Annotated in this window: 33 protein-coding genes; 16 read left to right on the forward strand and 17 right to left on the reverse strand. The window is 68.5% G+C overall.

What is annotated here, in order from left to right; genetic code table 11:
• Nucleotides 1–60 precede the first annotated feature (60 nt).
• Both EDF21_RS07625 and EDF21_RS16700 read right to left on the reverse strand, forming a co-directional pair.
• A complete protein-coding gene (locus EDF21_RS07625) occupies nucleotides 61–486 on the reverse strand; it encodes a DUF4307 domain-containing protein (protein ID WP_056049814.1) in 426 nt (141 codons plus the stop codon).
• 205 nt (nucleotides 487–691) lie between these two features.
• On the reverse strand, nucleotides 692–862 hold the full coding sequence (locus EDF21_RS16700) for a hypothetical protein (RefSeq protein WP_157485568.1): 171 nt from the start codon (nucleotides 860–862) through the stop codon (nucleotides 692–694).
• A gap of 343 nt (nucleotides 863–1,205) precedes the next feature.
• Between EDF21_RS16700 and EDF21_RS07630 the strand changes: the two genes are divergently transcribed.
• On the forward strand, nucleotides 1,206–2,006 hold the full coding sequence (locus EDF21_RS07630) for a GDSL-type esterase/lipase family protein (protein ID WP_123570930.1): 801 nt from the start codon (nucleotides 1,206–1,208) through the stop codon (nucleotides 2,004–2,006).
• Here the strand turns inward: EDF21_RS07630 and EDF21_RS07635 are convergent.
• On the reverse strand, nucleotides 2,003–2,845 hold the full coding sequence (locus EDF21_RS07635) for a septum formation family protein (protein ID WP_123570931.1): 843 nt from the start codon (nucleotides 2,843–2,845) through the stop codon (nucleotides 2,003–2,005). The genes EDF21_RS07630 and EDF21_RS07635 overlap by 4 nt on opposite strands.
• A 179-nt stretch (nucleotides 2,846–3,024) precedes the next feature.
• On the opposite strand from EDF21_RS07635, the gene EDF21_RS07640 reads away from it, so the two are divergent.
• The 5 genes from EDF21_RS07640 (at nucleotide 3,025) to EDF21_RS07660 (ending at nucleotide 5,526) form a co-directional block, all read left to right on the forward strand.
• Nucleotides 3,025–3,297, forward strand: coding sequence for a hypothetical protein (locus tag EDF21_RS07640; RefSeq protein WP_148053659.1), 273 nt, complete (start codon nucleotides 3,025–3,027; stop codon nucleotides 3,295–3,297).
• A 36-nt stretch (nucleotides 3,298–3,333) separates the two neighbouring features.
• A complete protein-coding gene (locus EDF21_RS07645) occupies nucleotides 3,334–3,762 on the forward strand; it encodes a hypothetical protein (RefSeq protein ID WP_055976381.1) in 429 nt (142 codons plus the stop codon).
• 251 nt (nucleotides 3,763–4,013) lie between these two features.
• A complete protein-coding gene (locus EDF21_RS07650) occupies nucleotides 4,014–4,523 on the forward strand; it encodes a hypothetical protein (protein ID WP_055976379.1) in 510 nt (169 codons plus the stop codon).
• The gene (locus tag EDF21_RS07655) at nucleotides 4,520–5,056 is read left to right on the forward strand and encodes a DUF6611 family protein (RefSeq protein ID WP_056049822.1); all 537 of its coding nucleotides are present in this window, start codon (nucleotides 4,520–4,522) and stop codon (nucleotides 5,054–5,056) included. The genes EDF21_RS07650 and EDF21_RS07655 overlap by 4 nt, the downstream gene beginning before the upstream one ends.
• Complete coding sequence (locus EDF21_RS07660; RefSeq protein WP_055976375.1) at nucleotides 5,053–5,526, forward strand: hypothetical protein; 474 nt, start codon at nucleotides 5,053–5,055, stop codon at nucleotides 5,524–5,526. The genes EDF21_RS07655 and EDF21_RS07660 overlap by 4 nt, the downstream gene beginning before the upstream one ends.
• A 54-nt stretch (nucleotides 5,527–5,580) precedes the next feature.
• Here the strand turns inward: EDF21_RS07660 and EDF21_RS07665 are convergent, their stop codons facing one another.
• Genes EDF21_RS07665 through EDF21_RS16705 form a run of 7 tightly spaced genes read right to left on the reverse strand, consistent with a single transcriptional unit; the run spans nucleotide 5,581 to nucleotide 13,471 of the window.
• On the reverse strand, nucleotides 5,581–6,270 hold the full coding sequence (locus EDF21_RS07665) for a response regulator transcription factor (RefSeq protein ID WP_056049824.1): 690 nt from the start codon (nucleotides 6,268–6,270) through the stop codon (nucleotides 5,581–5,583).
• Nucleotides 6,267–8,768 carry a DUF4118 domain-containing protein gene (locus EDF21_RS07670; protein ID WP_123570933.1) on the reverse strand — a complete coding sequence of 834 codons (2,502 nt, stop codon included), beginning with the start codon at nucleotides 8,766–8,768 and terminating at the stop codon, nucleotides 6,267–6,269. The genes EDF21_RS07665 and EDF21_RS07670 overlap by 4 nt, the downstream gene beginning before the upstream one ends.
• A 4-nt stretch (nucleotides 8,769–8,772) precedes the next feature.
• On the reverse strand, nucleotides 8,773–9,378 hold the full coding sequence (kdpC, locus tag EDF21_RS07675) for a potassium-transporting ATPase subunit KdpC (protein ID WP_055976368.1): 606 nt from the start codon (nucleotides 9,376–9,378) through the stop codon (nucleotides 8,773–8,775).
• A 31-nt stretch (nucleotides 9,379–9,409) separates the two neighbouring features.
• Nucleotides 9,410–11,569: a potassium-transporting ATPase subunit KdpB gene (gene kdpB, locus EDF21_RS07680; protein ID WP_056049831.1), complete on the reverse strand. Its 2,160-nt coding sequence runs from the start codon at nucleotides 11,567–11,569 to the stop codon at nucleotides 9,410–9,412.
• 2 nt (nucleotides 11,570–11,571) lie between these two features.
• The gene (kdpA, locus tag EDF21_RS07685; RefSeq protein ID WP_123570934.1) at nucleotides 11,572–13,245 is read right to left on the reverse strand and encodes a potassium-transporting ATPase subunit KdpA; all 1,674 of its coding nucleotides are present in this window, start codon (nucleotides 13,243–13,245) and stop codon (nucleotides 11,572–11,574) included.
• Nucleotides 13,245–13,334, reverse strand: coding sequence for a K(+)-transporting ATPase subunit F (kdpF, locus tag EDF21_RS07690; RefSeq protein ID WP_071257733.1), 90 nt, complete (start codon nucleotides 13,332–13,334; stop codon nucleotides 13,245–13,247). Before kdpF ends, kdpA begins: the two co-directional genes overlap by 1 nt.
• Nucleotides 13,331–13,471 (reverse strand): hypothetical protein, encoded by a 141-nt coding sequence (locus EDF21_RS16705; RefSeq protein ID WP_157485569.1) that lies wholly within the window; start codon nucleotides 13,469–13,471, stop codon nucleotides 13,331–13,333. The genes kdpF and EDF21_RS16705 overlap by 4 nt, the downstream gene beginning before the upstream one ends.
• Nucleotides 13,472–13,663: 192 nt before the next feature.
• Here EDF21_RS16705 and EDF21_RS07695 point away from each other — a divergent pair, with 192 nt between their 5' ends.
• Nucleotides 13,664–14,632: an arsenic resistance protein gene (locus tag EDF21_RS07695; protein ID WP_123570935.1), complete on the forward strand. Its 969-nt coding sequence runs from the start codon at nucleotides 13,664–13,666 to the stop codon at nucleotides 14,630–14,632.
• Between the two features lie 22 nt (nucleotides 14,633–14,654).
• Here EDF21_RS07695 and EDF21_RS07700 read toward each other — a convergent pair whose 3' ends face one another.
• Nucleotides 14,655–15,476: an ornithine carbamoyltransferase gene (locus EDF21_RS07700; RefSeq protein WP_233568420.1), complete on the reverse strand. Its 822-nt coding sequence runs from the start codon at nucleotides 15,474–15,476 to the stop codon at nucleotides 14,655–14,657.
• A 402-nt stretch (nucleotides 15,477–15,878) separates the two neighbouring features.
• On the opposite strand from EDF21_RS07700, the gene EDF21_RS16475 reads away from it, so the two are divergent.
• The gene (locus EDF21_RS16475) at nucleotides 15,879–16,103 is read left to right on the forward strand and encodes a hypothetical protein (RefSeq protein ID WP_148053660.1); all 225 of its coding nucleotides are present in this window, start codon (nucleotides 15,879–15,881) and stop codon (nucleotides 16,101–16,103) included.
• A gap of 23 nt (nucleotides 16,104–16,126) precedes the next feature.
• Here the strand turns inward: EDF21_RS16475 and EDF21_RS07705 are convergent, their stop codons facing one another.
• The 3 genes from EDF21_RS07705 to EDF21_RS07715 form a co-directional block, all read right to left on the reverse strand.
• Nucleotides 16,127–16,795 (reverse strand): DUF6226 family protein, encoded by a 669-nt coding sequence (locus EDF21_RS07705; RefSeq protein WP_148053661.1) that lies wholly within the window; start codon nucleotides 16,793–16,795, stop codon nucleotides 16,127–16,129.
• 78 nt (nucleotides 16,796–16,873) lie between these two features.
• Nucleotides 16,874–17,434, reverse strand: a complete 561-nt coding sequence (locus EDF21_RS07710; RefSeq protein ID WP_123570937.1) for a hypothetical protein — start codon at nucleotides 17,432–17,434, stop codon at nucleotides 16,874–16,876.
• Nucleotides 17,435–17,630: 196 nt separating this feature from the next.
• Entirely contained in the window at nucleotides 17,631–18,128 is a 498-nt protein-coding gene (locus tag EDF21_RS07715) for a GNAT family N-acetyltransferase (protein ID WP_123570938.1), read from the reverse strand.
• Between the two features lie 157 nt (nucleotides 18,129–18,285).
• Here EDF21_RS07715 and EDF21_RS07720 point away from each other — a divergent pair, with 157 nt between their 5' ends.
• The 6 genes from EDF21_RS07720 (at nucleotide 18,286) to EDF21_RS07745 (ending at nucleotide 22,081) form a co-directional block, all read left to right on the forward strand.
• On the forward strand, nucleotides 18,286–18,720 hold the full coding sequence (locus EDF21_RS07720; RefSeq protein WP_148053662.1) for a hypothetical protein: 435 nt from the start codon (nucleotides 18,286–18,288) through the stop codon (nucleotides 18,718–18,720).
• A 67-nt stretch (nucleotides 18,721–18,787) separates the two neighbouring features.
• Nucleotides 18,788–19,135, forward strand: coding sequence for a DUF6578 domain-containing protein (locus EDF21_RS07725; RefSeq protein WP_123570940.1), 348 nt, complete (start codon nucleotides 18,788–18,790; stop codon nucleotides 19,133–19,135).
• A gap of 78 nt (nucleotides 19,136–19,213) precedes the next feature.
• Nucleotides 19,214–19,555, forward strand: a complete 342-nt coding sequence (locus tag EDF21_RS07730) for a hypothetical protein (protein ID WP_148053663.1) — start codon at nucleotides 19,214–19,216, stop codon at nucleotides 19,553–19,555.
• A gap of 158 nt (nucleotides 19,556–19,713) precedes the next feature.
• On the forward strand, nucleotides 19,714–19,905 hold the full coding sequence (locus EDF21_RS07735) for a hypothetical protein (RefSeq protein WP_056228998.1): 192 nt from the start codon (nucleotides 19,714–19,716) through the stop codon (nucleotides 19,903–19,905).
• Nucleotides 19,892–20,659 (forward strand): hypothetical protein, encoded by a 768-nt coding sequence (locus EDF21_RS07740; protein WP_123570942.1) that lies wholly within the window; start codon nucleotides 19,892–19,894, stop codon nucleotides 20,657–20,659. Before EDF21_RS07735 ends, EDF21_RS07740 begins: the two co-directional genes overlap by 14 nt.
• A gap of 396 nt (nucleotides 20,660–21,055) precedes the next feature.
• Entirely contained in the window at nucleotides 21,056–22,081 is a 1,026-nt protein-coding gene (locus tag EDF21_RS07745; RefSeq protein WP_123570943.1) for a S66 peptidase family protein, read from the forward strand.
• A 46-nt stretch (nucleotides 22,082–22,127) separates the two neighbouring features.
• Here the strand turns inward: EDF21_RS07745 and EDF21_RS07750 are convergent, their stop codons facing one another.
• Nucleotides 22,128–22,358: a hypothetical protein gene (locus EDF21_RS07750; RefSeq protein ID WP_123570944.1), complete on the reverse strand. Its 231-nt coding sequence runs from the start codon at nucleotides 22,356–22,358 to the stop codon at nucleotides 22,128–22,130.
• 97 nt (nucleotides 22,359–22,455) lie between these two features.
• On the reverse strand, nucleotides 22,456–23,328 hold the full coding sequence (locus EDF21_RS07755; RefSeq protein ID WP_199736292.1) for an SDR family NAD(P)-dependent oxidoreductase: 873 nt from the start codon (nucleotides 23,326–23,328) through the stop codon (nucleotides 22,456–22,458).
• Here EDF21_RS07755 and EDF21_RS07760 point away from each other — a divergent pair.
• A complete protein-coding gene (locus EDF21_RS07760) occupies nucleotides 23,327–24,184 on the forward strand; it encodes a helix-turn-helix transcriptional regulator (RefSeq protein WP_123570946.1) in 858 nt (285 codons plus the stop codon). The genes EDF21_RS07755 and EDF21_RS07760 overlap by 2 nt on opposite strands.
• 159 nt (nucleotides 24,185–24,343) lie before the next feature.
• Nucleotides 24,344–24,637, forward strand: coding sequence for a DUF4190 domain-containing protein (locus tag EDF21_RS07765; protein ID WP_148053664.1), 294 nt, complete (start codon nucleotides 24,344–24,346; stop codon nucleotides 24,635–24,637).
• A 244-nt stretch (nucleotides 24,638–24,881) separates the two neighbouring features.
• Here the strand turns inward: EDF21_RS07765 and EDF21_RS07770 are convergent, their stop codons facing one another.
• Nucleotides 24,882–25,559: a hypothetical protein gene (locus tag EDF21_RS07770; protein WP_056049987.1), complete on the reverse strand. Its 678-nt coding sequence runs from the start codon at nucleotides 25,557–25,559 to the stop codon at nucleotides 24,882–24,884.
• Nucleotides 25,560–25,814 lie beyond the last annotated feature (255 nt).

The following is a 25,814-nucleotide window of genomic DNA, read 5'->3' on the forward strand; positions in this document are numbered from 1 at the left end:
ACGAACGCGACCCGCGCCTCCTGCAGGAGGCGCGGGTCGCGTCGTTCGTGGAGGTGCCGGTCAGAGCACCCAGCAGCGGTAGGCCGAACCGGTCACCGCGCGTTCGCTGGTCACGAGCGAGGTCGTGTAGGTCTGCGTGAACGTGTCGACCGCGGGGAGGTCGACGACCTTCCACCCGACCACCGCGCGGTTCTCGTTCAGCGCCTGCACCGCACAGCCGACGTCCGTGCCGCCCGCGACGTTGATCGTGTACTGCACCTGGACGGCGTCGTCGCCCGCGACGGTGAAGCCGTAGTGGCTCACCTCGAGCTCGGCCGAGTCGCCGTCGAACGCGACGAGCACGACCCAGGCCGCCACCACGACGGCCACGACGGCACCCGCGACGAGGGCGATCAGCCGCGATCGACGAGTCCGGCCCGGCCGCCGGCCGTACCGACTGTCGAGCCGTGAGGCCGGATCGGCGCGCGCCGGGTCGAGGGTCTGCATGGCGTCAAGGGTAGGAGGCGCCGGCTCGGAACCGCATGGACGTCACGTCCCGCGGTGGCCGGCCGGCCGAGGCGGGCCGCCTGGACGGCTCGGGCCGCCTCGTCGGGTCAACCCGCCTCGAGGGGTCAGGCCGCTTCGGCCGCGAAGAGCATCGACAGGTCGAGGGGCTCGGTGGGGGCCAGTTCGACGTAGACCAGGTCGTCGTTCACAGGAAGAGCCCGTTGCTGAGGAAGAGGGCGGCGACGAGGCTCGCGCTGGCGCCGACGGCCGCCGTGGCGATGACGAAGAGGGTCGCCTGGCGTTCGGTCTCGCGGACCTCGGAGAAGGGGCTCTGGTCCGCGTCGATGCGGCGACGCGACGGCGTGAGGAGTGTCATGGTGTGTCCGATCTCGGCAGCCCTGTGCTGCCTGCCCGTGATGCTGTTGCCGGAGGGGGCGCGACCCGGTCGCGTCCCGCACCGCCCGTGAAGTCGGTGCATAGGAATGAAACCACGGGATAGCTAGTCCCTCTAACTACTCGACCGGGCTGTTCGCATTGCGGACAGCGCCCCCTCTCCGTCGTCGACCAAGCCGGCTCCGAGGCCTGATTCCCCGGCCTTCTGCGCCACCCACCCCCGAAAGGGGAATGTCCTCATTTCGGGGGACCGGCAGACTGACCTCGGTCTCGGGACGAGACCGCCGGAGGCCGCGCCTCCTGCACTGCACGGATTGCGAACGCACATGCCCCTGGTCGAGACCCCGACCCCCCGCCCGCACGGCCGCCTGATCGCGGCCGTCCTGCGCGCCTCCCAACCCCTCTTCCGCCTGCACCTCGCGCTGTACCGGCGCGAGGTGGCGCGGGCGCCCTACCCCCGCGACGCCCGCCGCATGACCATCGACGGCCCGGACCCCGTGCACCTGCTCTTCGTCGGCAGCATCGCCGTCGAGGGTTTCGGCGTGCTCGCGCACGACCTGACCTGCGCCAGCCAGACCGCCCGCCTCGTCGGCTCGGCCCGGGGCCGCGGCGTCACCTGGCGCGAGGTCTCGGCACCCGTGCTCACCGCCGCCGAGGCCGCCCGCGTCGAGCTGCCGACCGACCCCGCGGAGGCGGCGGTGGTGCTGCTCGGCATCTGTGACGTCCTGCTGGCGACCGGGGGCGCCTCCTGGGAGGCCGACCTCCGCCGTCTCGCCGACCGGGTGCGCGAGACGGCCGGCCCCGACTGCCGCATGGTCTACGTCGGCATCCCGCCGATGGCCGAGTTCCGGCCGATCCCCCCGGTCGCCAAGCGATTGCTGACCCGCCAGATCGAACGACTGAACGCGCTGACGGCCCGGGTCGCCCTGACCACGCCCGGCGCGTCGTGGGTGCCGTTCCCCGAGTGGCGGTCCGAGGGGCTGTACCACCAGGAGCTGTTGTCGTGGGCCACCATGCACCGGCGCTGGGGGCAGGCGATCGCGCCGGCCGTGGTGAGGTCGCTCGGGGGCGTCACCGCCGCCGAGGCGCGGCACGAGACCGACGCCGAGCCGGGAGTCCCGGCCTAGACGCCCGAGTCCGCCAGGCTGCCGACGCGGGTCGTGCCGTAGGTGTACGCGTAGCAGACGACCGAGCGCTCGCCGTCGTCCCAGCCCTTCTCGGTGGGGGCGAGCACGCCGTAGTCGGCGAGGGACTCGTCGTACGAGGCCCCGACGTAGTCGCTGAAGGCCGCGTCGCAGAGGTCGGCCGCCTCGTCCAGGACCTCGTAGCCGCCGGGGAACGCCCCGCCGTCCAGCTCGTCCACCAGGTAGGCCTCTTCGTCGTGGGCCTCGTCGCACGAGGCGGTCTCGACGTCGCCGGTGCCCTCGCGACCGAGGTCGCCGACGGTGAAGCAGGTGCCGACGTCGAGCCCGTCGACGCTGGTCACGCCCGAGAAGTCGAGGGGGTAGAGGTAGTCGCCGTAGACCGCGTCCGAGCCGAAGTACGTGGTGGGGTCCTCGTCGGCGTACGACGAACCGTCGTCGTATCCGTAGCCGGCCGCCCCGCCGGCGAGCGACATCCCGCCGAGCAGGCCGGCCCCGCCGCCGACGATCAGGGCGACGACCGCCGCACCGACGATCGCGAGGACCCAGGGGGTCCTCGACGGCTGCGACGGCAGGGCGGGGAGGAACGCAGGAGGCGCGGCGTAGGGGTCCGGCGTCGGCCACGCCTGCCAGGGGGCCTGGGCCTGCGGCTGGGGCTGGGGCTGCTGCTGCTGCTGCGGCCACCCGGGCGACTCGGACCCGGGCTGGGGCCACCCCTGCGGCTGCTGCTGCGGCTGCTGCTGCGGCTGCGGCTGCGGCTGCTCGGGCTGCTGCCATCCCTGCGGTCGCTGCTCGGGTGCGCCCGGCTCGATCGGTGTGCTCACGGTCGTCCCCTTCGTGGACCGGGCGGTCGGATCACCGGGTCACGCCGGATCATATCCAGCCCCGGGCACCCCGCTCGACCCCCTGTCCGGGAAGACGATCGTGATCTGGTTGCCCGCCCTCCCGGCCTGACCTACACTCGATCCGTTCGAACACACGTTCGAACGTGCAGGAGGACGACATGAGCACCCAGACCACCCACGAGCCCGTCGCGTTGTGGTTCGAGCGCGACCTGCCGGCGCGGCTGGTCTGGTCCTGCCGACGGTGGCGGGTGAGCGACACCCCGACCGAGCTGCGGGTCGAGCCGGCCGTGACGCCCCCCTTCATCACGCACCCGCCCCGTCGCTTCGTCGGCTGGCGTTTCCAGGCCACCGACGACGACGACACGACCCACATGTTCGAGGTCGTCCTCGGCACCGACGGCGGCTGGGTGCTGGGGCGCGTCTACGACTGACCCGGGACGACGACGGGCGGCTGCGAGGATGACGTCATGACGGACCCCCTGCTCGAACGCATCGAGCGCTACATGGCCAGGTCACCGGTGAGCGAGTCGTCTCGCCTCACCGCCTGGGCCCGGACGCTCGCCCTCGGCGAGCTGGTCCGCGTCCTGAGGACGAACGAGCCCACCGACGTCGGAGTGCAGACCCTCGAGTCGCAGCTGCGATTGGCGGCGACCATCACGCGGGACAGCGGCGGGGACCTCGAGGTCGCGGCCTCGCACCACGATCGCCTCGCTGCCGATCTCACCGCCGTGCAACCGGATGCGGACCAGTACTCTCCCGTCCGCAACGCCGCCCGCGCCCATCGCATGGCGGCGGCCATCTGCCGTGGTGATCACTCGGACCTGCGCCGCTTCGCCTCCCACCCGAGGCACGGGACCGACTACACCGCGGCGCTCCGGTTGCCGTCGACCGACTGACGGTCGGGGCCCCCCGGCAGACCGCGGCCGGGGCCCGGTCGGAGACTCCCTGGGCGGCCCGGATGGCGGCCCGCGTCGAAGGGTGACGAGGTCCTCGCGCACGGGTTGCGTCAGGATGTGGGGCCACGGCGTTCAGATGTCGCAAGGGACTCCGTCTCGCGCGGCTGGGCCGCTTAGGACTGTCTCATGCACTCATCGCCGGCCACCCCTGACACGACCTGCGACCGCCGTGTCGCGCGTCAGGTCCGTTCATGACCCTCACGGACATCCTTCCCTCGATGCGACGGGTGATCGCCGACCCGTTCGTCCCCGACGCCTGGCCGGAACGGACTCGTCCGACCCTGGACGACGTCGTCATCGGCGGGGTGTCCCTCGTCCGCCTGGCGAGCATCTGCGAGACGCCGTGCGTCCACACGGGCGCTGCCCTCGTGCCCCGCTCCGGTGGCCGGGTGTCGACCGTCGACGACGCCACGGCGATCGTCGTCACCGTCAGCAACGTCTGTCGCCACAGCTCCGGTGCGATCGTCGTCCAGGTGGACGCCCGACTGGGTGCGGTGCCCGTCGCCATCGGGGAGCTGCGTCTGATCGGGCGGATCTCGACGGCCCACGACGTGGCCATGGTGATCGGCCTGCAGGACGAGGGGCCCGATCTCGCCGTGGCCGACCTGCCCGGAGACCTTCGCATCGGCGACCTCCTGGCGGTCCCGTGCCCGGGCGACATCACGGTCGGGCGTCTGCGCCGGCACCAGAGCCGACGATGACGACCCCTGGCGCCCTCCCGACGATGCGTCACGCCGTGCACGACGTCGTGGACGGTGCTCATTCGTGGGGCACGCTGGACCAGGCTCCGGCTCGGTCGACGGTCGTGCAGCAGATCACCCTCCGGGTGTTCCGACCGGGAACGAGCCTCCGCGAGAGGAGGCTCCTCCATCTCCGGCAGATCTGGCCCGTCGCCGGGGCGATCTGCTCGGCCGTGTCGCTCCTCGTCCTGGCATCCCGGGTCCCGGCTCCGGTGGCGGCCTCGATCGCTCTGGCCCTCTACGGTCTCGGGTTCCTGTGCCTCGACGTCATGACGACACGGCTCCGGGCCACGGTGCGAGAGCTGACGGCGTCCTCGACGTGCACCCCGGGCGGTCTGGTCGTGCTCGGTGACGCCGCCTGCGTCCGCGCGACGGCTGCGCGGCTCGTCGCCCTCGAGCGGGAACTCGCGTCAGGCCACCTCTCGCTCGAGCGGTACCTCGCGCGCTGGAACGAGGTCTACACCGCGTTGCCGGCGGATTCGAACCGGACATGACGTCGAAGACGTCGGTCCCCGTCGCCACTCGTTTCTACGGAACGGGGCCGCAGTTCGATGCCCTCGCCCTGGAGGTCGACGATTTCTCGGCCGCATCGCGACGCGACTCCCGGGACGCGGGCCGGTTCTTGACCGACGTGTTGGAGACGCAGCTGCGGCACCTCCGACCGGTGAGCCAGATCCTCCTCCTGGAACGCATCCGCGCCTCCGGACGCGTCTCGGGGTCTCACTTCTCGACCCTTCGCGGCGTCTTGTCGCGCACGCGGGCCGTGGCGGCGAACACCCACGGCATGGACGTCTCGACCAACGCGCTGCTCTTGCCTGCCTCTCGAGCCGACGCCCTGTCGGAACCGGACGTGCTCGACCTCGTGCGGCACCGCCCCCTCCAGGCGACGGGCGTCGTCCTCGATCACCACGTCCCCGTTCGGGTCGGACGTCTCAGGGAGTCCCTCAGCGCACCCGTCCTCTGACCGCCATCGTGTACTTCCCTGACGACGGGGGCAGGAGGCGCGTGGCATCCGAGGTCAGCTGCTCGGCTCGTCGGGCACGAAGCGGTAGCCCATGCCCTGCACGGTCTGGAGGTAGCGAGGTTGAGCCGGGACCGCTTCGAGCTTCTTCCGGAGTTGGGAGACGTACAGCCGCAGGTACCCGCCGTCAGTGGTGTGTGCCGGACCCCAGATCCGGGTGAGGATGTCCTCCCGTGTGACGAGACGCCCCGGGTTCCTGACCAGGATCTCGAGGATGCGCCATTCGGTGGGAGTCAGGCGGATCGCCTCGTCCGGTTCGCGGACGACGCTCTTGGCGACGAAGTCGATCCGGATGCCCCCGAACGTCTCGGACGGTTGATCGGGGGTCGGAGTCGTCCGTCGCGTCAGCGCCCGGAGGCGGGCCAACAGCTCGTCCATGGCGAACGGCTTGGTGATGTAGTCGTCGGCGCCGGCATCGAGCGCCTCGACCTTGTCCGCGGCGCCGGCTCGGCCCGAGACGACGAGGACCGGGATGTTGCTCCAGCCGCGGAGGCCTTCGATGACGCCGAGCCCGTCGACGTGCGGCATGCCGAGGTCGACCATGACGACGTCGGGATGTTCTTCGACGACGGCGCGGAGCGCCTCGGCTCCGTCGGCGGCGGTGGCGATGTCGTAGCCGACCGCCCCGAGGGTCAGGGTGAGTGCCCGGACGAGCTGCGGATCGTCGTCGGCGATGAGGATCTTCACGAGTGGTCCGTCCCGGTCGTCTGATGAGCCACAGGAAGGGAGACGACCATGCTGAGCCCGCCTCCCGGGGTCTCCTCGGCTCGGAGGGTGCCCCCCATGCCCTCGGTGAAGCCCTTGGAGATGGCGAGTCCCAGCCCGAGGCCGGCGGTGTTGTCGGTGTCGCCGAGGCGCTGGAAGGGGACGAACACCAGGTCCAGGCGTTCGGGGCTGATCCCCGGCCCCTGATCGGCGACGCGGATCTCCACGGCGTCCCCGAAGGTGCTGCTCGAGAGACGCACCGGTGTCCCCCCGGGGGCGTACTTGAGGGCGTTGTCGAGCAGGTTCACCAGGACGCGCTGGAGGAGGACCGGGTCGGCGTCGGCCTGGGGAACGTCCTCGCCGATCCGGAGCTCGATGCGTCCGGGGTCGACCTGGAGTTCGTCCACGGACGCGAAGAGGACGTCGTCGACGTCGACGGGCTGGCGTGACACCGCGAGGGCTCCCGCCTGGACGCGGCTGACGTCCAGGAGGTTCGTGACGAGGGCCGACAGCGCGTCGAGGCTCTCGTGGGCCGTGGTGAGGAGTTCGTCGCGGTCGCGGTCCGCCCAGACGACGTCGTCTTGTTGCAGGCCCGTCACGGCCGCCGTGGCCGAGGCGAGCGGCCGCCGCAGGTCGTGTCCGACGGCGGCGAGCAGTGCCGTGCGGACCTGGTCCACCTGCGCCAGCGGCCCCGCGGAGTCGGCGGTCGCCGACAGGGCCTTGTGTTCCAGGGCCGTCTCGACCTGGGCCGCGATGACCGAGAGGAGGCGCCTCTCGGACGCCGCCATCGGTGGTCCTGTCATCTCGAGGCGCGCACGGGTGCCGACGGGGACGATCGTCGTCTCGTCGCCGGCCCGGGGTGCGCCGAGGGAGTCGACGACGTCACCGTCGACGTCGATGACGGAGACCGTCCGCAGGCGGAAGGCGTCCTGGGTGCGGGACAGGAGCGCGTGGAGCGCGTCCTGGCCGCGGATGACGCCCCCGGCGACGGCCGCGAGGAGTTCGGACTCGGCGACGGCACGCGCCGCCGCCCGGGATCGACGGGCAGCCTGGTCGACCACGTAGCTGACGAGCAGGGCGATGACGACGTAGAGGACGAGGGTCAGGAGGTGCAGCGGCCGGCCGACGGTGATGCTGTCGTAGGGCTCGACGAAGAAGAAGTCCAGCGTCACTCCCGAGAGCACCGCCGCGAAGAGGGCCGGCCAGATCCCGCCGACGAGCGCGACGACCACGACGAGCAGCTGGTAGACGAGCACGTCGCTCGTGAGCGATTCGTCGCTGCGGAACATCACGAGCAGCCAGGTCACGATCGGGCCGAGCACCACGGCGAGACCGCCCCCCAGGAGGCGACGCCGCAGCGTCAGCGCGCCTCCTGCCCGGGGGAGGGTGAACCGGCCGCCGGCGGCGGAGTGGGTCACGATGTGCACGTCGATGTCACCCGATTCGCGGATGACGGTGGCGCCGATCCCCGGGCCCGTCAGGGCTGCGGCGACACGGCTCCGGCGGCTGACGCCGATGACGAGTTGGGAGGCGTTCATCGCCTTCGCGAACTGGACCAGGGCGACGGGGACGTCACCACCGACGACCTGGTGATGGGTGCCGCCGAGTTTCTCCGTCAGGGCGCGCTGCGCCGAGAGAGCACCCGGGTGCGCATCGCGGAGGCCGTCCTGGGCGATGACGTGCACGGTGACGAGCTCGCCCCCGGACGACCGGGCGGCGATGCGGGCGCCACGACGGATGAGGGTCTCGCCCTCCGGCCCGCCGGTGAGGGCGACCACGACCCGCTCCCGCGCCTCCCACTTGCTGTCGATCCCGTTCTCGACCCGGTAGGCCTTCAGGGCGCTGTCGACCTCGTCGGCCAGCCACAGCAGAGCCAGCTCCCGCAACGCCGTCAGGTTGCCGAGGCGGAAGTAGTTCGACAGCGCGGCGTCGATGCGGGCCGCCGGGTAGACGTTCCCCTCGGCGAGACGGTCGCGGAGCGCCTGGGGGGCGAGGTCGACGACCTCGATCTGATCGGCGCTCCGGAGCATGCTGTCGGGGACGGTCTCGCGCTGGGCGGCCCCGGTGATCTTCTCCACCACGTCGTTGAGTGACTCGATGTGCTGGACGTTGACGGTCGAGATGACGTCGATGCCCGCGTCGAGGAGGACCTGGACGTCCTGCCACCGCTTCTGCCGGGCCGAGCCCGGAGCGTTGGTGTGGGCGAGCTCGTCGACGAGGGCGAGGTCGGGTCTCCGGGCGAGGACCGCGTCGACGTCCATCTCCGTCAGCTCGACGCCGCGGTGCAGGGTCGTCGTCCGCGGGACGACCTCGAGATCGCCGAGCATGGACGCCGTGGCCTCGCGGCCGTGGGTCTCGACGACGGCGACGACGACGTCCTTGCCCTCTCGGGCGAGCCGGGTCCCCTCTTCGAGCATGGTGTAGGTCTTGCCGACGCCGGGGGCGGCGCCGAGCAGCACCCGGAGCCGCCCCCGCTTCACGGTCTCAGCGTCCCGTCTCGGCCAGGGCCGCGTTGAGCTCGAGCACGTTCACGGTGGGCTCGCCCAGGTAGCCGAGGTCGCGGCCCTGGGTGTGCTCCTCCACGAGCGCCTCGACGTCCGCGACCGGCAGGTCACGTGCCGCGGCGACCCGCTCGACCTGGATGCGCGCGTACTCGGGGCTGATGTGCGGGTCGAGCCCGGACGCGGAGGCGGTGAGCGCGTCGACGGGGACGTCCTCCGGGGCGACTCCGTCGCTCTCGGCGATCGCCGCCCGCCGCTCCTCGACGGCCGCGATGAGGTCCTCGTTCTCGGGCCCGTAGTTGCTGCCGCTCGAGGCGGAGGCGTCGTAGCCGTCACCGGCAGCCGAGGGCCGCGACTGGAACCACTCGGGCAGGGCGACACCGTCGGCGTCGGTGAAGGACTGCCCGATGAGTGACGAGCCGACGGTCTCACCGTCGACGCGGACGGCGGAACCGTCCGCCTTGCCGCCCAGGACGAGCTGGCCGACCCCGGTGACGACGGCCGTGTAGGCCACGCCGAGGACGACGGTGAAGACGAGCATCGCGCGGAGGGCGACACCGTACTGGCGGAGCAGGGTGCGGGTGTTCATGGTCTCTCTCTCGTTCGTCGTCTGCGTCGGTTCAGAAGCCGGGGAGCAGGCTGACGATCAGGTCGATGATCTTGATGCCGACGAACGGGGCGACGACGCCGCCGAGTCCGTAGACGAGGAGGTTGCGCGACAGGATCGACGACGCCGACGCCGCCCGGTACTTCACGCCCCGCAGGGCGAGCGGGATGAGCACGACGATCACGAGGGCGTTGAAGACGATCGCCGAGAGGATCGCCGAGGCCGGCGAGGACAGCTGCATGACGTTCAGCAGCCCGAGCCCGGGGAACACCCCGGCGAACATGGCCGGGATGATCGCGAAGTACTTCGCGATGTCGTTGGCGATCGAGAACGTCGTGAGGGCGCCGCGGGTGATGAGCAGCTGCTTGCCGATGCGGACGATGTCGATCAGCTTCGTCGGGTCGCTGTCGAGGTCGACCATGTTGCCGGCCTCCTTCGCGGCCGAGGTGCCCGTGTTCATCGCGACGCCGACGTCGGCCTGGGCCAGCGCGGGGGCGTCGTTGGTGCCGTCGCCGGTCATCGCGACGAGCGCGCCTCCTTCTTGCTCCCGGCGGATGAGGGCGAGCTTGTCCTCCGGGGTGGCCTCGGCGAGGTAGTCGTCGACGCCGGCCTCGGCCGCGATCGCCTTGGCGGTGAGCGGGTTGTCGCCGGTGATCATGACCGTGCGGATGCCCATGCTGCGCAGTTCGGCGAAGCGTTCGCGCAGGCCGGTCTTGACGACGTCCTTGAGGTACACGACGCCGAGGACGCGAGCCTCCGAGGCCGTGGTCTTGATCGCGACGACCAAGGGGGTCCCTCCGGCGTTCGAGATCTCGTCGATGCGGGTCTGCAGTTCGTCGTGCTCGGTGCTGGCGAGACGGCGGTCCTCCTCGACCCAGGCGATGACGGAGTTGCCGGCACCCTTGCGGATCTGCGTGCCGTCGGGCAGGTCGAGACCCGACATGCGGGTCTGGGCGGTGAAGGGCACGATCTCACCCGGCTGACCGTCGGCGTCGTGCCACCCCGTCGTCAGGGCGAGGTCGACGATCGACTTGCCCTCGGGGGTCGGGTCGCTGAGCGACGACCGGGCGGCGGCGTCGACGAGTTCGGCCCGGGCGATGCCGTCGAGCGGCGTGAACTCGGCCGCCTGCCGGTTGCCGTAGGTGATGGTGCCGGTCTTGTCGAGCAGCAGCGTGGTGACGTCACCGGCGGCCTCGACCGCGCGGCCCGACATGGCGAGCACGTTGCGCTGCACCAGGCGGTCCATGCCCGCGATGCCGATGGCGCTGAGCAGCGCGCCGATCGTCGTGGGGATGAGGCAGACCAGCAGGGCGATGAGCACGGGGATGCTCACCGACGCGTCGCTGTAGGCCGCGATGGGGTTCAACGTCAGGGTCACGACGACGAACACGATCGACAGGCTCGCGAGCAGGATGTTCAGCGCGATCTCGTTCGGGGTCTTCTGGCGGGAGGCGCCCTCGACGAGGCGGATCATGCGGTCGACGAAGGTCTCGCCGGGCTTGCTCGTGATGCGCACGACCACCCGGTCGGACAGCACGCGGGTGCCGCCGGTGACCGCGCTGCGGTCGCCGCCCGACTCGCGGATCACCGGGGCGGACTCGCCCGTGATGGCCGACTCGTCGACGCTGGCGATGCCCCAGACGATGTCGCCGTCGCCGGGGATCAGCTCGCCGGCGGTCACGACGACCGTGTCGCCGAGCGTGAGGTCGGCCGAGGACACCGACTCCGAGGAGGCGCGCTCGGCACCGGCGTCGGACGTCGCGTCGTACGAGACCACGCGCTGGGCGGTGGTGCTGGTGCGGGTCGCCTTCAAGGTCTCGGCCTGTGCCTTGCCGCGGCCCTCGGCGACGGACTCGGCGAGGTTGGCGAAGACGACGGTGAGCCAGAGCCAGACGGCGATGGCCCAGGTGAAGGAGCCGGGGACGGGCGAGCCGCCCGAGGTCTCGGGACCGGTGAAGAGGCCGGCGATCGCGAGGATCGTCGTGTAGGCGGCGCCGACCTCGACGATGAACATGACGGGGTTGTGCCACATCTCGCGCGGGTCGAGTTTGCGGAGCGCGCCGGGCAGGGCCGCGACGAGCTGGGCGGCGCCGAACGCGCCTCCTCGGTTCGTCGGGGTCTGGTCACCCTCGCGCTCGTGGTCGGTGGTCGGTGTGTCGGTGGTGATGGACATGGTCACTTCAGCCCTTCGGCGAGCGGTCCCAGTGCGAGGACGGGGAAGTAGGTCAGCGCGGTGATGATCACCGAGACGCCGGTGAGCAGGCCCACGAACTGCGGGCGGTGGGTGGGCAGGGTCCCGGCGGTGGCGGGGACCCTGTCCTGTGCGGCGAAGGAGCCGGCGAGGGCGAGCACGAGCACGATCGGGAGGAAACGGCCGAGCAGCATCGCGACACCGAGGGTGGTGTTGAACCAGGGGGTGTTCGCCGTGAGGCCGGCGAAGGCGGAGCCGTTGTTGTTCGCGGCGGAGGTGAAGGCGTAGAGCACCTCGCTGAAGCCGTGCAGGCCCGGGTTCCAGATCGACGTGCCCTCGACGTCGGCACGCACCGCGGGGATCGCGAAGCTCAGCGCCGTGAAGGCGAGGACGATGGTCGGCGTGACCAGGATGTAGAGGCTGGCGAGCTTGATCTCGCGCGGCCCGATCTTCTTGCCGAGGTACTCCGGGGTGCGGCCGACGAGCAGGCCCGCGATGAACACCGTGATGACGGCCAGGACGAGCATCCCGTAGAGGCCTGATCCGACGCCGCCGGGGGCGATCTCGCCGAGCATCATGTTGATCATCGGCATCATGCCGCCGAGGGCGGTGTACGAGTCGTGCATCGAGTTCACCGCCCCCGTCGACGTCAGGGTCGAGGTGGAACCGAACAGGGTCGATCCCCAGATGCCGAACCGCGCCTCCTTGCCTTCCATCGCGCCTCCGGCGAGCTGGGTGGCGGTGCCGGCACCGCGGAGCTCGAACCAGGTCATGGCGGTCAGCGAGACGGCGAAGATCGTCGTCATGACGGCGGCGATCGCGACGCCCTGCTTCGTCGAGCCGACCATGCGGCCGAAGGTGCGCGGCAGCGAGAACGGGATGACGAGCATCATGAGGATCTCGAACAGGCTCGTCCACGGCGTGGGGTTCTCGAAGGGGTGGGAGCTGTTGGCGTTGAAGAAGCCGCCACCGTTGGTGCCGAGCATCTTGATCGCCTCCTGCGAGGCGACGGGCCCGCCGGGGATCGTCGCGGTCCCTCCGGTGAGGGTCGTGACGTCGGTGAACCCGGCGACGTTCTGGACGACCCCACCCGCGACGAGCACGAAGGCCGCGACGACGGCCAGGGGGAGCAGCAGGCGGACGAGCGTGCGTGTCAGGTCGACCCAGAAGTTGCCCAGCGTGCCGCTCTTCGCGCGGGCGAGCCCTCGGATGACGGCCACGGCGACCACGATCCCGACGGCCGCGGAGACGAAGTTCTGGACGGCGAGTCCGCCGAGCTGCACCGCGTACCCGAGGGTCACGTCGGGAGAGTACGACTGCCAGTTGGTGTTCGTGACGAAGGACGCTGCCGTGTTGAACGACAGGCCCTCGGGGACGGCGGGGAAGCCGAGCGAGTAGGGCAGGAACGCCTGGAGGCGCTGGATCGCGTAGACGAACAGCACGCCGACGAGCGAGAACGCCAACACGCCGCGGAGGTACGCGGGCCAGGTCTGCTCGGAGGCGGAGTCGACGCCGATGAGGCGGTAGAAGCCGCGCTCGACGCGGGTGTCCTTCGCCGTCGTGAAGATCCTCGCCATGTGGTCGCCGAGAGGGCGGTACACGACGACGAGGACGACGACGACCGTGAGGATCTGGAGGATGCCGAACAGCGCGTCCATCAGAAGCGCTCGGGCTTCACGAGGGCGTACACGAGGTACGCCAAGGCGGCCACGGCGAGGACGGCGGCCCCGATGCTGAAGACGATCACAGCTTCTCGACCCCCTTCGCGACGAGGGACACCACTGCGAACACAGCGATGACGGCGAGCACGTACACGATGTCGAGCACTACGACTCCAAGAGGAACGATCGACGGGCCGGACGGCCCGGTGCCCGTCGTGGGCACAGCGAGTCAGTAGACACCTCGCCGCAGCGCCGATCGCGGGCCCTTACGACTTCCCTACGCCGAACGCCGTCTTCCTCACGGACACCACACGCCCACCGGGCACCGTGCCCCTGGAGCGACGGGCTCCGCCCGACCGTCGAGCGGTGTGACGCTCTACTGTCGCTGGGTGCCTTCCTCTTCCCCGCAGGTCCGATGCTGACCGCCGCCGAGTCCTGGCTCGGACGTCGACAGATCGGGCTCTACCTGGTGGCGATCGCGGCTGCCGGTGCGATCGGCCTCACCGTGCCGGGAGCGCACCACCTCGAGGGAGCGATCGAGCCCGTCCTCGGGCTGCTGTTGTTCGCGACGTTCCTCGGCGTGCCGTTCGCCGCGATCGGGCGGTCCCTCCGAGACGGACGGTTCCTCGCCGCGGTCGGAGTGCTGAACTTCGTCGTCGTGCCGCTCGTCGTGTTCGGGCTGTCGCGGTTCGTCGCGGACGAGCCGGCCCTGTTGTTCGGGGTGCTCCTGGTGCTGCTGACCCCGTGCATCGACTACGTGATCGTGTTCGCCGGCCTCGCCGGCGGCGCGTCGGAACGACTCCTCGCCGCCGCGCCGCTGCTGATGCTGGCGCAGATCCTCCTCCTGCCGCTCTACCTGCTGCTGTTCGTCGGCCCCGAGGGCGTCGCCGTCGTCGAGGTCGGACCCTTCGCCCGAGCGTTCCTGCTCCTCATCGTCGTCCCGCTCGTTGGGGCCGCACTCGTGCAGGCCCTCGGCCGGCGACACCGGGCAGGCGCCCTGGTGGAGCGCACGATGCTGGGCCTCATGGTCCCGCTGATGACGGCGACGCTGTTCACGGTCGTGGCCTCACAGGCCGGTGCCGTCGGAGAGTCCCTGGCGCAGCTTCTCGTGCTGGTGCCGCTCTACGCCGGATTCCTCGTCGTCATGGCTGCACTCGGCATCGGCGTCGGCCGCCTCTCACGGTTGGACGTCCCGGCCACGCGGGCTCTGGTGTTCAGCGGAGCCACGCGCAACTCGCTCGTGGTCCTGCCGCTGGCGCTGGCCTTGCCGTCGTCGCTCTCGCTCGCGCCGGTCGTCGTCGTGACCCAGACCCTCGTCGAACTCGTCGGCATGATCGTCTTCGTCCGGGTCGTCCCACGCCTCGTCCGTGGTCAGTCGGTGTAGTAGCCGGCTTCGAGGTCCTCGGTCATCCCAGGTCCAGGCAGAACGCCATGACGGCTTGCTGGACCGGCAGGAGGGATGCCTTGAAGGCGTGGCCGACGAAGGCGGGGTGCGCGATGGCGTCGGCACTCACCTCGACGCCGCGGAGGAACGGCGGACACGGGTTCAGACGTGCCCCCGTCGGCGCCGTGTCGAGCAGAGCCGAGGTGATCCGGTACGGCGCGAGGAGTTCCTCGTGCTCGCCCGGACCGTCCGTGAGGATCACGTCGGCGGATCGGATCGCCGTCTCGAGGTCGTCGGTCCATCGGGCGCCGGGACTCCGGAGCCCCGCAGGGCAGCACTGGACGAGATCGAGCTGCAGCGCACGGGCCGCCTCCTGCCAGGCGCCCGCGATGTTGCCGTCGGCCCCGACGAACAGGAACCGCAGGGACCCCAGCTCGCTCTGCTGCCGGAGGGACCAGAGGTCGGAGAGCACCTCGCACGGGTGGTTCCGGTCGGTCATCGCATTGACGACCGGGACCGTGTCGACTGCAGCCAGCCCCTCCAGGACGGCGAGATCCCGGTGTCGGGCGACGATGACGTCGGCCCAGGCGCCGAGGTACTCGGCGACGTCCTCGAGGGCCTCGGACTTGTCGAGCGTCGTTTCCGGGAGCACGACCGGCTGGAGGCCCATCAGGGCGGCACCGCGTTCGAACGTCACCCGGGTGCGCAGGCTGGCCGGTGGGAAGAACATGACGGCACAGCCCGCTGTCACCGGGCCGCGTCCGTCGCGGTAGGCGTCGGCGAGCGCGAACACCCGGTCGATGTCGGAGGGGGCCAGGTCGTCGAGTCGGATCAGGGAACGCACCCTGCCACCGTAGAAGACGAGCGGGACCGTTCGGGCAGGCCACTCACGAGTGCCGCGAGCTACCGCCGGTCGGCCCGCTGGGTATCCCTTGCCGGGCGGACGCGGGTTGCGAACCAACGGTGCGGTCGCTGACTTCGGTCATGCCACGGGAAGCCACGCAGGAGGCGATCGAGCGGACGGAGGCGGACGGGTTCAGGCCGGTGCTCGGCCCGGGGAGCATCACCACGATGATCCACGTCGTTCACCGAGTCGATCGGCCTGAGCGCTCTCGCGTCAGCCTCGGCGAACCACCCGCGTTCTTCGAACATGACGACCTCCGACGGTTGCGAGAAGCATCCCAGTGGGATGGGTCGCGGTCAACGACGCTCTTCGAGACGCTGACGCAGGCAGTAGGTTCGCCACGTGGTGGAAGACTTTCGACGAGCGCTGCACCAGAGGTGGTTCCAAGGCGCCCTGTGCGTCTGGGCCCTCGTGGGCCTCGTCGCTCTCGGCGCTCCAGTGCTCGACTACTCGTCGACGTGGGTGAGCATGGCACTCGGCGCGGGAAGCATCGCCAGCTCCCTCTTCGTGTTCCGCGGCCTGTGGATCAATTCGGCACCTTCTCGGAGCATGAAGAGCGACGACTGACCGTCACGCCACCGGAACTTCGCCTAGAGGGACGGAGTACCCTGGTGTTCGGATGCGTGGTCTTCCTCCACGTGGTCACGCGACTGCAGACGTGGTGTCCAACCGGACCACCGACCATCGGCCAACTGACTCAATTGCTCACCCCAGTGACGTTGCTGAAGCCTGCGAACGCCCTTCAGCGGCATAACACCTGACCAGTCCATGCTCGAGCTGGTCAAAGACCACCGAGCTCGTCCGGACCGTCCAGGCTCGAGGCTCTCAGCGACGCCACCGCGTGCCAGCAGCAGGAAGACTTCCTCGAGTGCGTCCGCGACCCCTTGCCAAGTCTCATCACACATGTCGCAACCGCAGAACCACATGTCGAACTGGCTGAAGAGCCCGGCGAAGACAGAGATGACTCCTGGCGCCGCGCCGAATGCCAGCCACACCGTGACCTCGCCGGAACGACCCGACGAGATGCGAACAATGCGTGACACGTCGTGACCGAGCCCACGGGCGTGTGTGGGCGGCAGCGCGACCGGAGCATCGATGACGACGTCGTACTCCCGATCGACGTGCTCGATGAGAGCCTGGGCAACAGCGCCAACAGGATGGAACCGCTCCCCAGAATCCCAGGTCGGCTGATCGCCCATGTCGTGCGAACGCACCACTCCTCTGACGCCCGAAAAGACAGGGCGGGCGTACTCGTTCACGCCGGAAGAATAGCCGTCAAGAGCCCATCCTCGACGCCGAGGATTGAACGGGCATTCCGATGCCGCCCAGTGGAGGTGCTACTTCGTCGCAGGCGAGACGGGCACATCCGTCCGTGGAGGGAGGGGCGGCCGGCGACGAAGCTCAGCGAGCATCACGGTCACCTTCGCCAACCCTCTCCAGGAATCGACCGTCGACCAGATCATGGCGGCGACGAAGAACACCGTGAAAAGCCACCAGACGGGCCCCTCGGAGACGGCCAACCAAGCGGTCAGCGCCGTGAAGGCGACGAACGTGACGGGCCCGAACCACCGATTCAACCGGTATTGACGCTCCCACTTCTCGAAGGTCGGAACCCACCTGCCCGGCTCGACCCCAGGAGGGATGCTGCCGGCCTTGAAGGCTGCCCGCATCTCGGCCAGGTCGGTGACTCCGCCGGCGAGACGCCGTGCTCGAGCGATCATGAAACCGAAGACCGCGGTCATCGCTCCCGCGTAGAAGACCGTCCCGATCAGTCGCACGAGAACAGGCTGGTCACCGGGCATCACGATCACACCGATCCCGAACCACAAGGCTCCTGTGACCACGAACAAGACCACGAGGAGGGCCGGCAAAGGCAGAGTACGGAAACGCGCCATCATGAAACTCCCTCGGTCGTCCTGCAAGCATCCCCGGCAGGCCAGCCCGAGCCAAATCAGCCGAAGCGAAACCCCTCTCGTCCTCGGCGTCGGCCCGTGCTCGGCCTCGCCGTCGCAGCCGAGGAGGCGCGGGTCCGGACACCAGGACGGCTCGCCTCGGACGTGCGCGCGCTGACCAAGCCCGCTGGATGATCTTCGGTCAGACGAAGAATCGAAGCCAGGAGTCGGCCGGCAACTCGGGGCGGCCGGGGACGTCGCGCTGTTCGTCACTGCATTGTGGGTCGATCCCGCTGGCGACCGTGCGCCAGAACCTCGCTGCGACGGCGTTGCGTTCTTGGTAGGCAACGGCCCACCTCCCAGGGTGCGCTGCGGTCAGTTCTGTCGCAGCGGTCCGCCCGACATGAGAGCGCCGCGCGCCGTGCGCGACGAAGAAGCTGCTGATCACGCGCTCCTCGGCGTCCAATCCGCGCAGGACCGCCAACCCGACCGGGTGTGGTCCCAGGCGGAAGACGTGGGCCGACCAGCCCGGTTCCGAGAGACCGGCGTCGAGTCGTTCCTGTCTAAAGCGGCCACGTTCGTCGGGAAGCGTGCCGGTGAAGGCGGACATCTCGTGGCGGAACATCGTCCAGAGCTGTTCGAGCTCGGGGCGATGCCGCTCGTCGGCGGTGGCGATCGTGAGGGAAGCAGGATTGGTCATACAAGAAAACCTCCACCGGGCCGGTAGAGGTTTGTTCCCCTTATTATATCGCCCCACCCGATGCGCCATCGGCTATGGGGATGCTTTCAGCACGGCTGCCGCCGGAACACCGCGACGGGGCACGTGGGATGAGAATTCGCTCTGCCATCATGTGGGCGTGCTGAAGGATCAGGAGATCGAGGTCGCCCTGCGGAAGGTCTTGTGGCAATACCGGTCAACCGGCCCCGCACTGACTTACCTCGACTACGCGATCCTCGATCTTCGCCCTGGGACGGGGAGTGTCGACCTCGAGCTGCGGCAACGAGATGGGCACTCCGGACGGTTGGTGATCCAGCTCCCCTCCAGCGGCGCGCCTCAGTTCTGGCTCTACGCAACACCGGCGGACGCCGACGACGGGGTCGGTCAACTACTCCTCTGGATCGACGAGGAAGTATTCACGAGCGGGCTGATGGTGGGGCGCGCTCGAGTCGAGCACGACGGAGAAAGCTACGTACGGGCGGCCCCCTACGGCTGGCGGCTCGACAATCCCGGAGAACACGAGCATTTTATGGAAGCAGTCGGCCCCGGGGGTTCGAACAGCGGATGGGGATGACGGCCTCATGGTCATAACCGGGCACGACATCACTGACCACCAAGTGAAAGCCCTTCAAGGAGCACCCATGAACGTCACGGTCGAGATCGGCGACTGGGAGCACGAGTGCTGCGGTGAAGCCATCGAGCGCAACGACCTGGTCGACCTGGGCTGCAGCCGATTCCAAGACGCCGGCGGACAGGTGCGGTTGATCGAGACCCACCACGACTCCCGCCCTGAAACCCACGTCCGCGGGCGGGTCGTCGACATCCTCGTCCTCGCCGACGACGGTTCGACGACGCCGATCCTCCGACTCCCCAGCGGGGCAGCGCTGCGAGGCTTCGACGACGAAGACGACGGACACCTCGAGTCTCCTTGGACAGGTGAGCTCGTCGAGGAGGAAAGCAACCACTTCCTCATCGTGGTTAAGCGGTAGACGATCGTCTAACGGGCACCTTCTTGTGAGGCTCTGCGGGGCTGTCGGCGACATTGACGAGCGGTCTAGGCTCGGATGATGAGCACTGCCGAGCCGCTGGCGCCGCCGCGACTCCCAGCCAGTCTCGACGCGAGAGCGATCACGGTCCTGATCGTCGGCTTCGCAGCGACCTTGGTCGTCATCGTCGTCGCAGTTCTCTGGCGCGACATCATGGGCGACGTCTTCCTGTGGGCTAGGCCAATTCTGGTAGGCGTGCAGTTGTCGCTGTGGCTCCTGGCGTCCGCACTTTCTGGGCACCGCATGCTACGTGGCCACCGCGCACTTGTTCCGGCGCTCTGGCTGATTGGCGCTGCTGCTGTGGCCTTCCACGTGAGCATGTTTGTGCTCACAGCCAGCCTCCCCTGCCCTTCTCTCTGTTAGGGGCCTGAGCCGGAGGGACGATCCGCGGGACGGGCCCCTCGGGCACCGACCGCTGACCGATCGGCTATCGGGCGGCTCCGCAGGTTGGCAATCCGTACATGTCCAGCAGTTGAGGCGAGTTGCGAACGACTGACGGGGGTCCGTGTCACCATGGCTGAATGGTCCCCACACTCGAGATGCTCACGATTCCCGAGATCCGCAGTCGCTTAGCCGAGCTCGAGGCACGCGCAGGCGCGTCGGCTGACGAGCTGCGCCGTCGGGCCGACCGCTACGAGCTCTCGCAGGAGGGACAAGCAATCCTTCGGAAACTTGAGGACCTGACCTACCTGCAGGAGCATGCCGAGCGCTGACTCCAGCGGCCAGGCCGATGGGAACCTTCAAGAGAAGGTCTTCGACTTCATGTTGGAGATCATGGAGATGCTCGCCGCAGTAATTCCCAACGGGCTCGTCGGCCTGGACAGCACTGTCGTCCGGACTCGCGGCGGCGGCGTTGCCGTCACCGTCGAGCCGAGCGAGGAGCTCGGCCTTCGACTGGACATCGACGGTGCCGAGACTTTCCGACTCATCGTTCAGTATCGGCTCGTTCTGAGCCCAGTGAGCCATCTCGTGTCGGTGGATCGCTCGACTTTCAAGGTGAACGTGCACGGCTCTGCGCGACCCCTCTTCACCGTCGACTACCTCCGAGACAGCGGCAGCGACGTCCCGTCGGCGCACTACAACGTCCATGCCGAGCGTCAAGACATGACAGACGCGCTCATTGCTACGGGTGGGCGACGTTGCGGCAAGATCTACCAAAAACGTGTGGCGAAGGGGGACATGCCGAGATTCGGCGATGTGCATTTCCCTACGGGCGGCCATCGGTTCCGCCCCTGCCTTGAGGACGTACTCGAGATGATGATCATCGAGTTCGGCATTGACACCGTCAACAGCGCCAGTGCAGCGCTTCACGAGGGACGCCGTCGATGGCGCGTCAGACAGCTTGCCGCTGCGGTCTCCGACGACCCCATGACAGCAGTCGCCGAATTGGATCGGCTCGGATTCGACGTCATCCCGCGTGAGGGAACGGAAGTGTCGCCCCGACTCGATCGTCTAACAGCACTTTGAGGGTGTTATCCGCCATCTAGCAGGCGTACCCGGACGTCGATCGTCTATCGGGCACCACGGTCGTTTCCGATGCGCGACCGCCGTCACTGACGGATATCGTCCTGAGCAACGAAGGAACTTCTTGGGGGTCGACCGTGAACAAGTACAGACGCATGCTCGCTTGGATTCTTGGGCCCATTGCCATCTTGTTCCTCGGCTTTACGATTTTCGCCGCCGCCACGGGCTTCGTCTCGTGGTTGCCTCCTCTAATCGCAACGATCTGCCTGATCGGCGGTGGCACGGTCATTTGGATCAGTCTTGGCAAAGCGCCCCGGTAGCGAGTCCTGCCGGTCTGCTGATCGATCCCCTACCGGGACGGTGAGGCGGGAGCAGGGGGCGCATTGCTAGCGTCGACGAATGGCTGGCATCACGTACCCGACACCGCTCCAGGCAGGAGGGCGCATTGAAGTGCCCGCTCCGTCGATGGGTGTCCCTGAAGAACTCCACGAGCGTCTCCGTGCAGCCGTAGCCTCGCTGACAGGCCAGGGTCTCGACGTGCACGTCCGAGATCACGCCACCACCGGCGGCCTCGTTCCCGCGTCCGCTGCCGACCGCGTCCAGGACCTCCACACCTCGTTCCGCTCCGGCGACGCAGTACTGCCTCCTTGGGGAGGTGAGCTAGCCATCGAGTTGCTCGACGGCATCGATTGGGCGGCCCTTGCGGACGCCCGGACCTGGTTCGTTGGCTGGTCCGACATCTCGACCCTGCTCTTGCCGCTGACCACCCTCACCGGGCTGGCCACCATGCACGGTGCGAACCTCATGGACGAGCCATGGGAGCTGCCGACGGAGTTCCACCGCTGGACAGACGTGGCGAGCATGGCGGCCGGGAGCTCGTTCCAGCAACGGAGCGCACCGCGGCGCCGATCACGCCCGTGGGCCGCCTGGAGCGAGGAGCCCCTCGACCGGGACCGTGCGTACGAGACCCTGACCAGGTGGCGTGCGATCGACGGCCGAAGCGACCTCAGCATCAGTGGGCGCCTCATCGGCGGTTGCCTAGAGACCGTGTCGCTCTTGGCAGGCACACCATACGGAGACGTGCCCCGGTTCGCTCTCGAGCACGCCCCCGAAGGCACCCTTGTGTACCTCGAGGCCGCGGGGTCCGACGCGATCGGCGTACTGCGCATGCTTCGGTCCCTCCGGCTGGCCGGATGGTTCGACGCAGCCAAAGGCATCCTGATCGGGCGCACGAACAGCCCGGACACCCCGGACTTAAGTCAGGAAGTTGCCGTGCGACGAGCACTAGGAGACATCGATGTCCCGGTGGTCCTCGATTTCGACACCGGCCACCAGCCCCCGCAAATGCCATTGGTCAACGGCGCTCTCGCCGACGTCACCCTGGTCAACGGCCAGGGAAGCATCACGCAGCATCTCACAGCCTGAGGCGTCCTATCGACGATCGGCTATCGGGCAGCGCTCCCGTCGAGAGCTACTGCGGAGGAGGCGGCGGCGGAAACACGTTGGTGAAGGCGTAGAGCACGATGACCGTCGGGATGAACAGCATGCCGATTTCGCCGACGATCATCAGTCCTGGCGACTGGGTTTGGGGGCCGATTCGCCGCCCCTGGTCCTCGTAGGCCCTGCGGGCGGCGTCGGAGATGTGCTCGTGGAACACGATGAAGCAGACGCCGAAGATCGCGAACAGGGGCGCGACGACCACGGCGGCGCCTTACAGCTCTGTTATCGCCTCATCCTGTCCGCGAGAACGGCCACAGGCCCACTCAGGTGCGGCCGCAGGACGGGTGCGCGTCCCCGTCTCAGGCGCCGGCGCCGCCGTCGACGGGCACGATGGAACCTGTCACTGCCGAGGCGCGATCACTGAGGAAGAACCCCGCGACCTCGGCGACTTCGAGAGCGGTTGCCATGCGGCCGATGGGGCTGGCTGCGTTGTTCGCCTCGATGATCCCTGGGGTTTTCCTCTCCCATTCGTCCATCATCTCGGTCGCGGTTCCACCGGGCATCAGGCCGTTCACCCGAATTCCTTCGGCAGCCCAGGTGACCGCCGCGGTCTCCGTGATGCTGTTCAGTGCCCGCTTCATGGCCCCGTACGCCGGCAGCGGCGGCACAGCACGTCGACTGCCGATGCTCGAGGTGTTCACGATCGCGCCGCCGCCTGACTTCCGCATGAGGGCCGCCTCGGCGACCATCGCGACCCAGTGTGCGCGGAAGTTGACGGCGAATTGCTCGTCGATGTCGGCGTCAGACGTGGTGTCGAGCGGACCGGTCTCTTGCTGGTTCACGCCGCCGTTGTTGAATGCCCCGTCGAGGCGTCCGTGGAGCTCCTCGACGCGATCGATGGCCGCGCGGACGTTGGCTCGATCGGCGAGGTCCATCACGACGGTGTCAGCCGTGCCACCCTGGGTGCGGATCTCGCGGACGAGGGCGTCGAGCGCCCCGATGCTGCGGGCTGCCAGCACGACAGATGCTCCCTCTCTCGCGAAGAGACGGCCCGCTGCGGCGCCGATACCGCGGCTGGCTCCGGTGATGAAGATGACCTTCCCGGTCAGCAGGCCGACCGGCATGTTCTCGTTGTTGTTCGTCATGTGATGAGCGTCTTCGCCTCCGGAATCCGCATCCAGGCACAAACGGTACGAGGGTCCGCGGCCTGACCGGGCGGAGAATGGCGGCATGGACAAAGGTGAGCTCGCAGCTTTTCTCCGGAGTCGCCGCGAGCGTCTCCACCCCGAAGACGTCGGCCTCTCGTCTGGGTCTCGGCGAAGGACACCGGGTCTTCGGCGCGAGGAGGTCGCCGTCCTCGCCCATGTCTCGACCGAGTACTACGCCCGACTCGAACAGGGCCGCGCGCCTCGGCCCTCAGACGTCGTCCTCGCAGGCATCGCGGGCGCACTGCGTCTCACCCCCGAAGAGTCCGACCACCTCCACCGGCTGGCCGGCACCGCCCCCACCCTGACGGGACTGCATCGCCGCGACGTCAGACCGAGCATCCTGACCCTGCTCGAACGGCTCCCCCTTACCGCCGGCATCGTCCTGTCGGCCACCTTCGAAGTGCTCGCCTGGAACGACCTGGCGGCAGCTCTCATGGAGGACTTCTCCCTGCTCGTTCCCCGCGATCGCAACCTCGCGAGGAAGACCTTCCTCAACGGTGGGCAGCCGTCAGAGGTGATCTACGGGATCTCCGACGAGGCCGCATTCCGGCAAGGTGTCATGACCCAACTCCGTAGCGCCCAGACTGTCTACCCATCAGACCCGAGCGTCCGCGAACTCATCGACGACCTCAACGCCGGCAGCGCCGAGTTCGCACAACTCTGGGAGCGACACGACGTCCAGACACCACCGCCCCTACAGAAGACGTTCCGCCACACACCAGCCGGGCCGATCACCGTTAACTGCGATTCCCTCGCCATTACCGAGCGGGACCAGCACCTCGTGCTCTACACCGCACCAGCGGGCTCTCGAGACGCTGAGAAACTCGCCCTGCTGGAAGTCATCGGCTCCGAACCCCTCGTCGAGCCGCGGGGTACCTGAATGGCCCCTCCAGGCCGAGGCGCTACGAGATCGACAGCAAGCGCGGCGGAGTCTCGATGGCCGATCCCCTAGTGCGACGCCCGGCCGTGGCGACAGACCCACATTTCGCAACCCGCTTCGGAACGAAACTGAATAGGCTTCGAACCTCGACGACATGCGTTGCCTATCGACGAGGTAAGTGATATGCCCCAAGAAACTTCCGACCGTCTCAGCCGTTATGCGGTGGCATCCGTCGCTGTAGGTGTCCTGGCGCTGGTCTTGCTCTGGGCGTTTGGTGCGCCAACCCTTGTGACCGCATTTGGTGCCGGGCTGGGACACCTGGCATTGCAGGACATCAAGCGGACGAGATCCCGCGGCATCGCCCTGGCCTCGGTGGGCCTGACACTTGCGTACGGCCTGACGCTCAGCTCGATCATCCGGTTCATTCCATCGGCGATCAATGGGCTCAACTAGGCAGCTCCTCCTTCGCAGCGAGTTCAACAATCGCGCCCCTTCCAGGGTCCACGGCACTGACCCGACAGGCACTCAACACCCCTGCGACGGATGAGCTCACGGCGGGTAGTGGCGATCGTCACCTCTACCCGACGCAGCCTCTGGCAGAAGATCCAGTCCGATGATCGATCCCCTATCGGGCGGCCGTCGAAAATGCAGAACATCTGAATTGAACGTAATTGCGTTCTGTGCGGGCAGGATGAGGCTAGCTGTAGGCGCGGAAGTAGAGACGTTGGGGCCGGAATGGCAGCCTCGGCCCCGGAATCGGCCCTGAGAAGTAGTCACCGTGTTCGTCGAGCAAGGTGACGCCTCGCCACGTGCGTCTGATGCTGCCGGCGTAGAGCACGACCTGTTCCATCAGGTCCTTCGCTGCCGCCATGCCGTCATCGTCAGTGCGTCCGGCACCGAAGGTCCACCAGTGAAGCTGCGAGCCCTCGACCACAACATTGCCGTCATGCCGCACGTGAACGGAGAAGGGCAAAGCGGAACCCCGGTCAGGAACCACCCGCACCTCCAGGTCGAACTCAGCGACGGGAGCGTGGACCGTCACCCGGCCGTGAGTGCCGACGAGTGCCTCGATCCAGCCTGGCAGGCCCTCTGGGGCGGTCTTGTCGATGGTCATCCTCAGCTGCCGTCGTTCGAGCAGACTGAATGCCCGGCCGACACCGGCTACGTTCCACTCGAGCTCTAGTCTTCGGCCGCCGGCGAATTCGACGACGATCCATTGCTCACCGATGAATGACAGTCCGGGGACTTCCAGAAACGGCAGGCGATCCGTGTCGGGATCGAGCAGGGTCGCGGAGACGTGGTCCGTCCCGAACGTCCTCCTGGCTGCGTCGGTCAGCCGCCCGAATGTGGCTTCGTGATGGGGCGGGATCGGCACGACCTCAGTATGCCGATTCCCGATAGAGACGGCGAGGGCGCTTGACCGAAACTCCAAGTAGAGAGCAAGACCCTACGTCTGCTCAGCTCCCGGTGAACGATCCCCTATCAGGACAGGCCACCACACCCTTTTCTTGGTCGAAAAGAATGTTGTATCAGCAGGTGCAGCTTGGTCGGATCAGTGCTTGACTGAGCCTGGCGGAGACGCCACGGCGGTGGGGCTCGCCGTCACCAACCTCGACTCAGGTCGACAACA

This window comes from Frigoribacterium sp. PhB118, assembly GCF_003751725.1.
Taxonomy (GTDB): Bacteria; Actinomycetota; Actinomycetes; order Actinomycetales; family Microbacteriaceae; genus Frigoribacterium.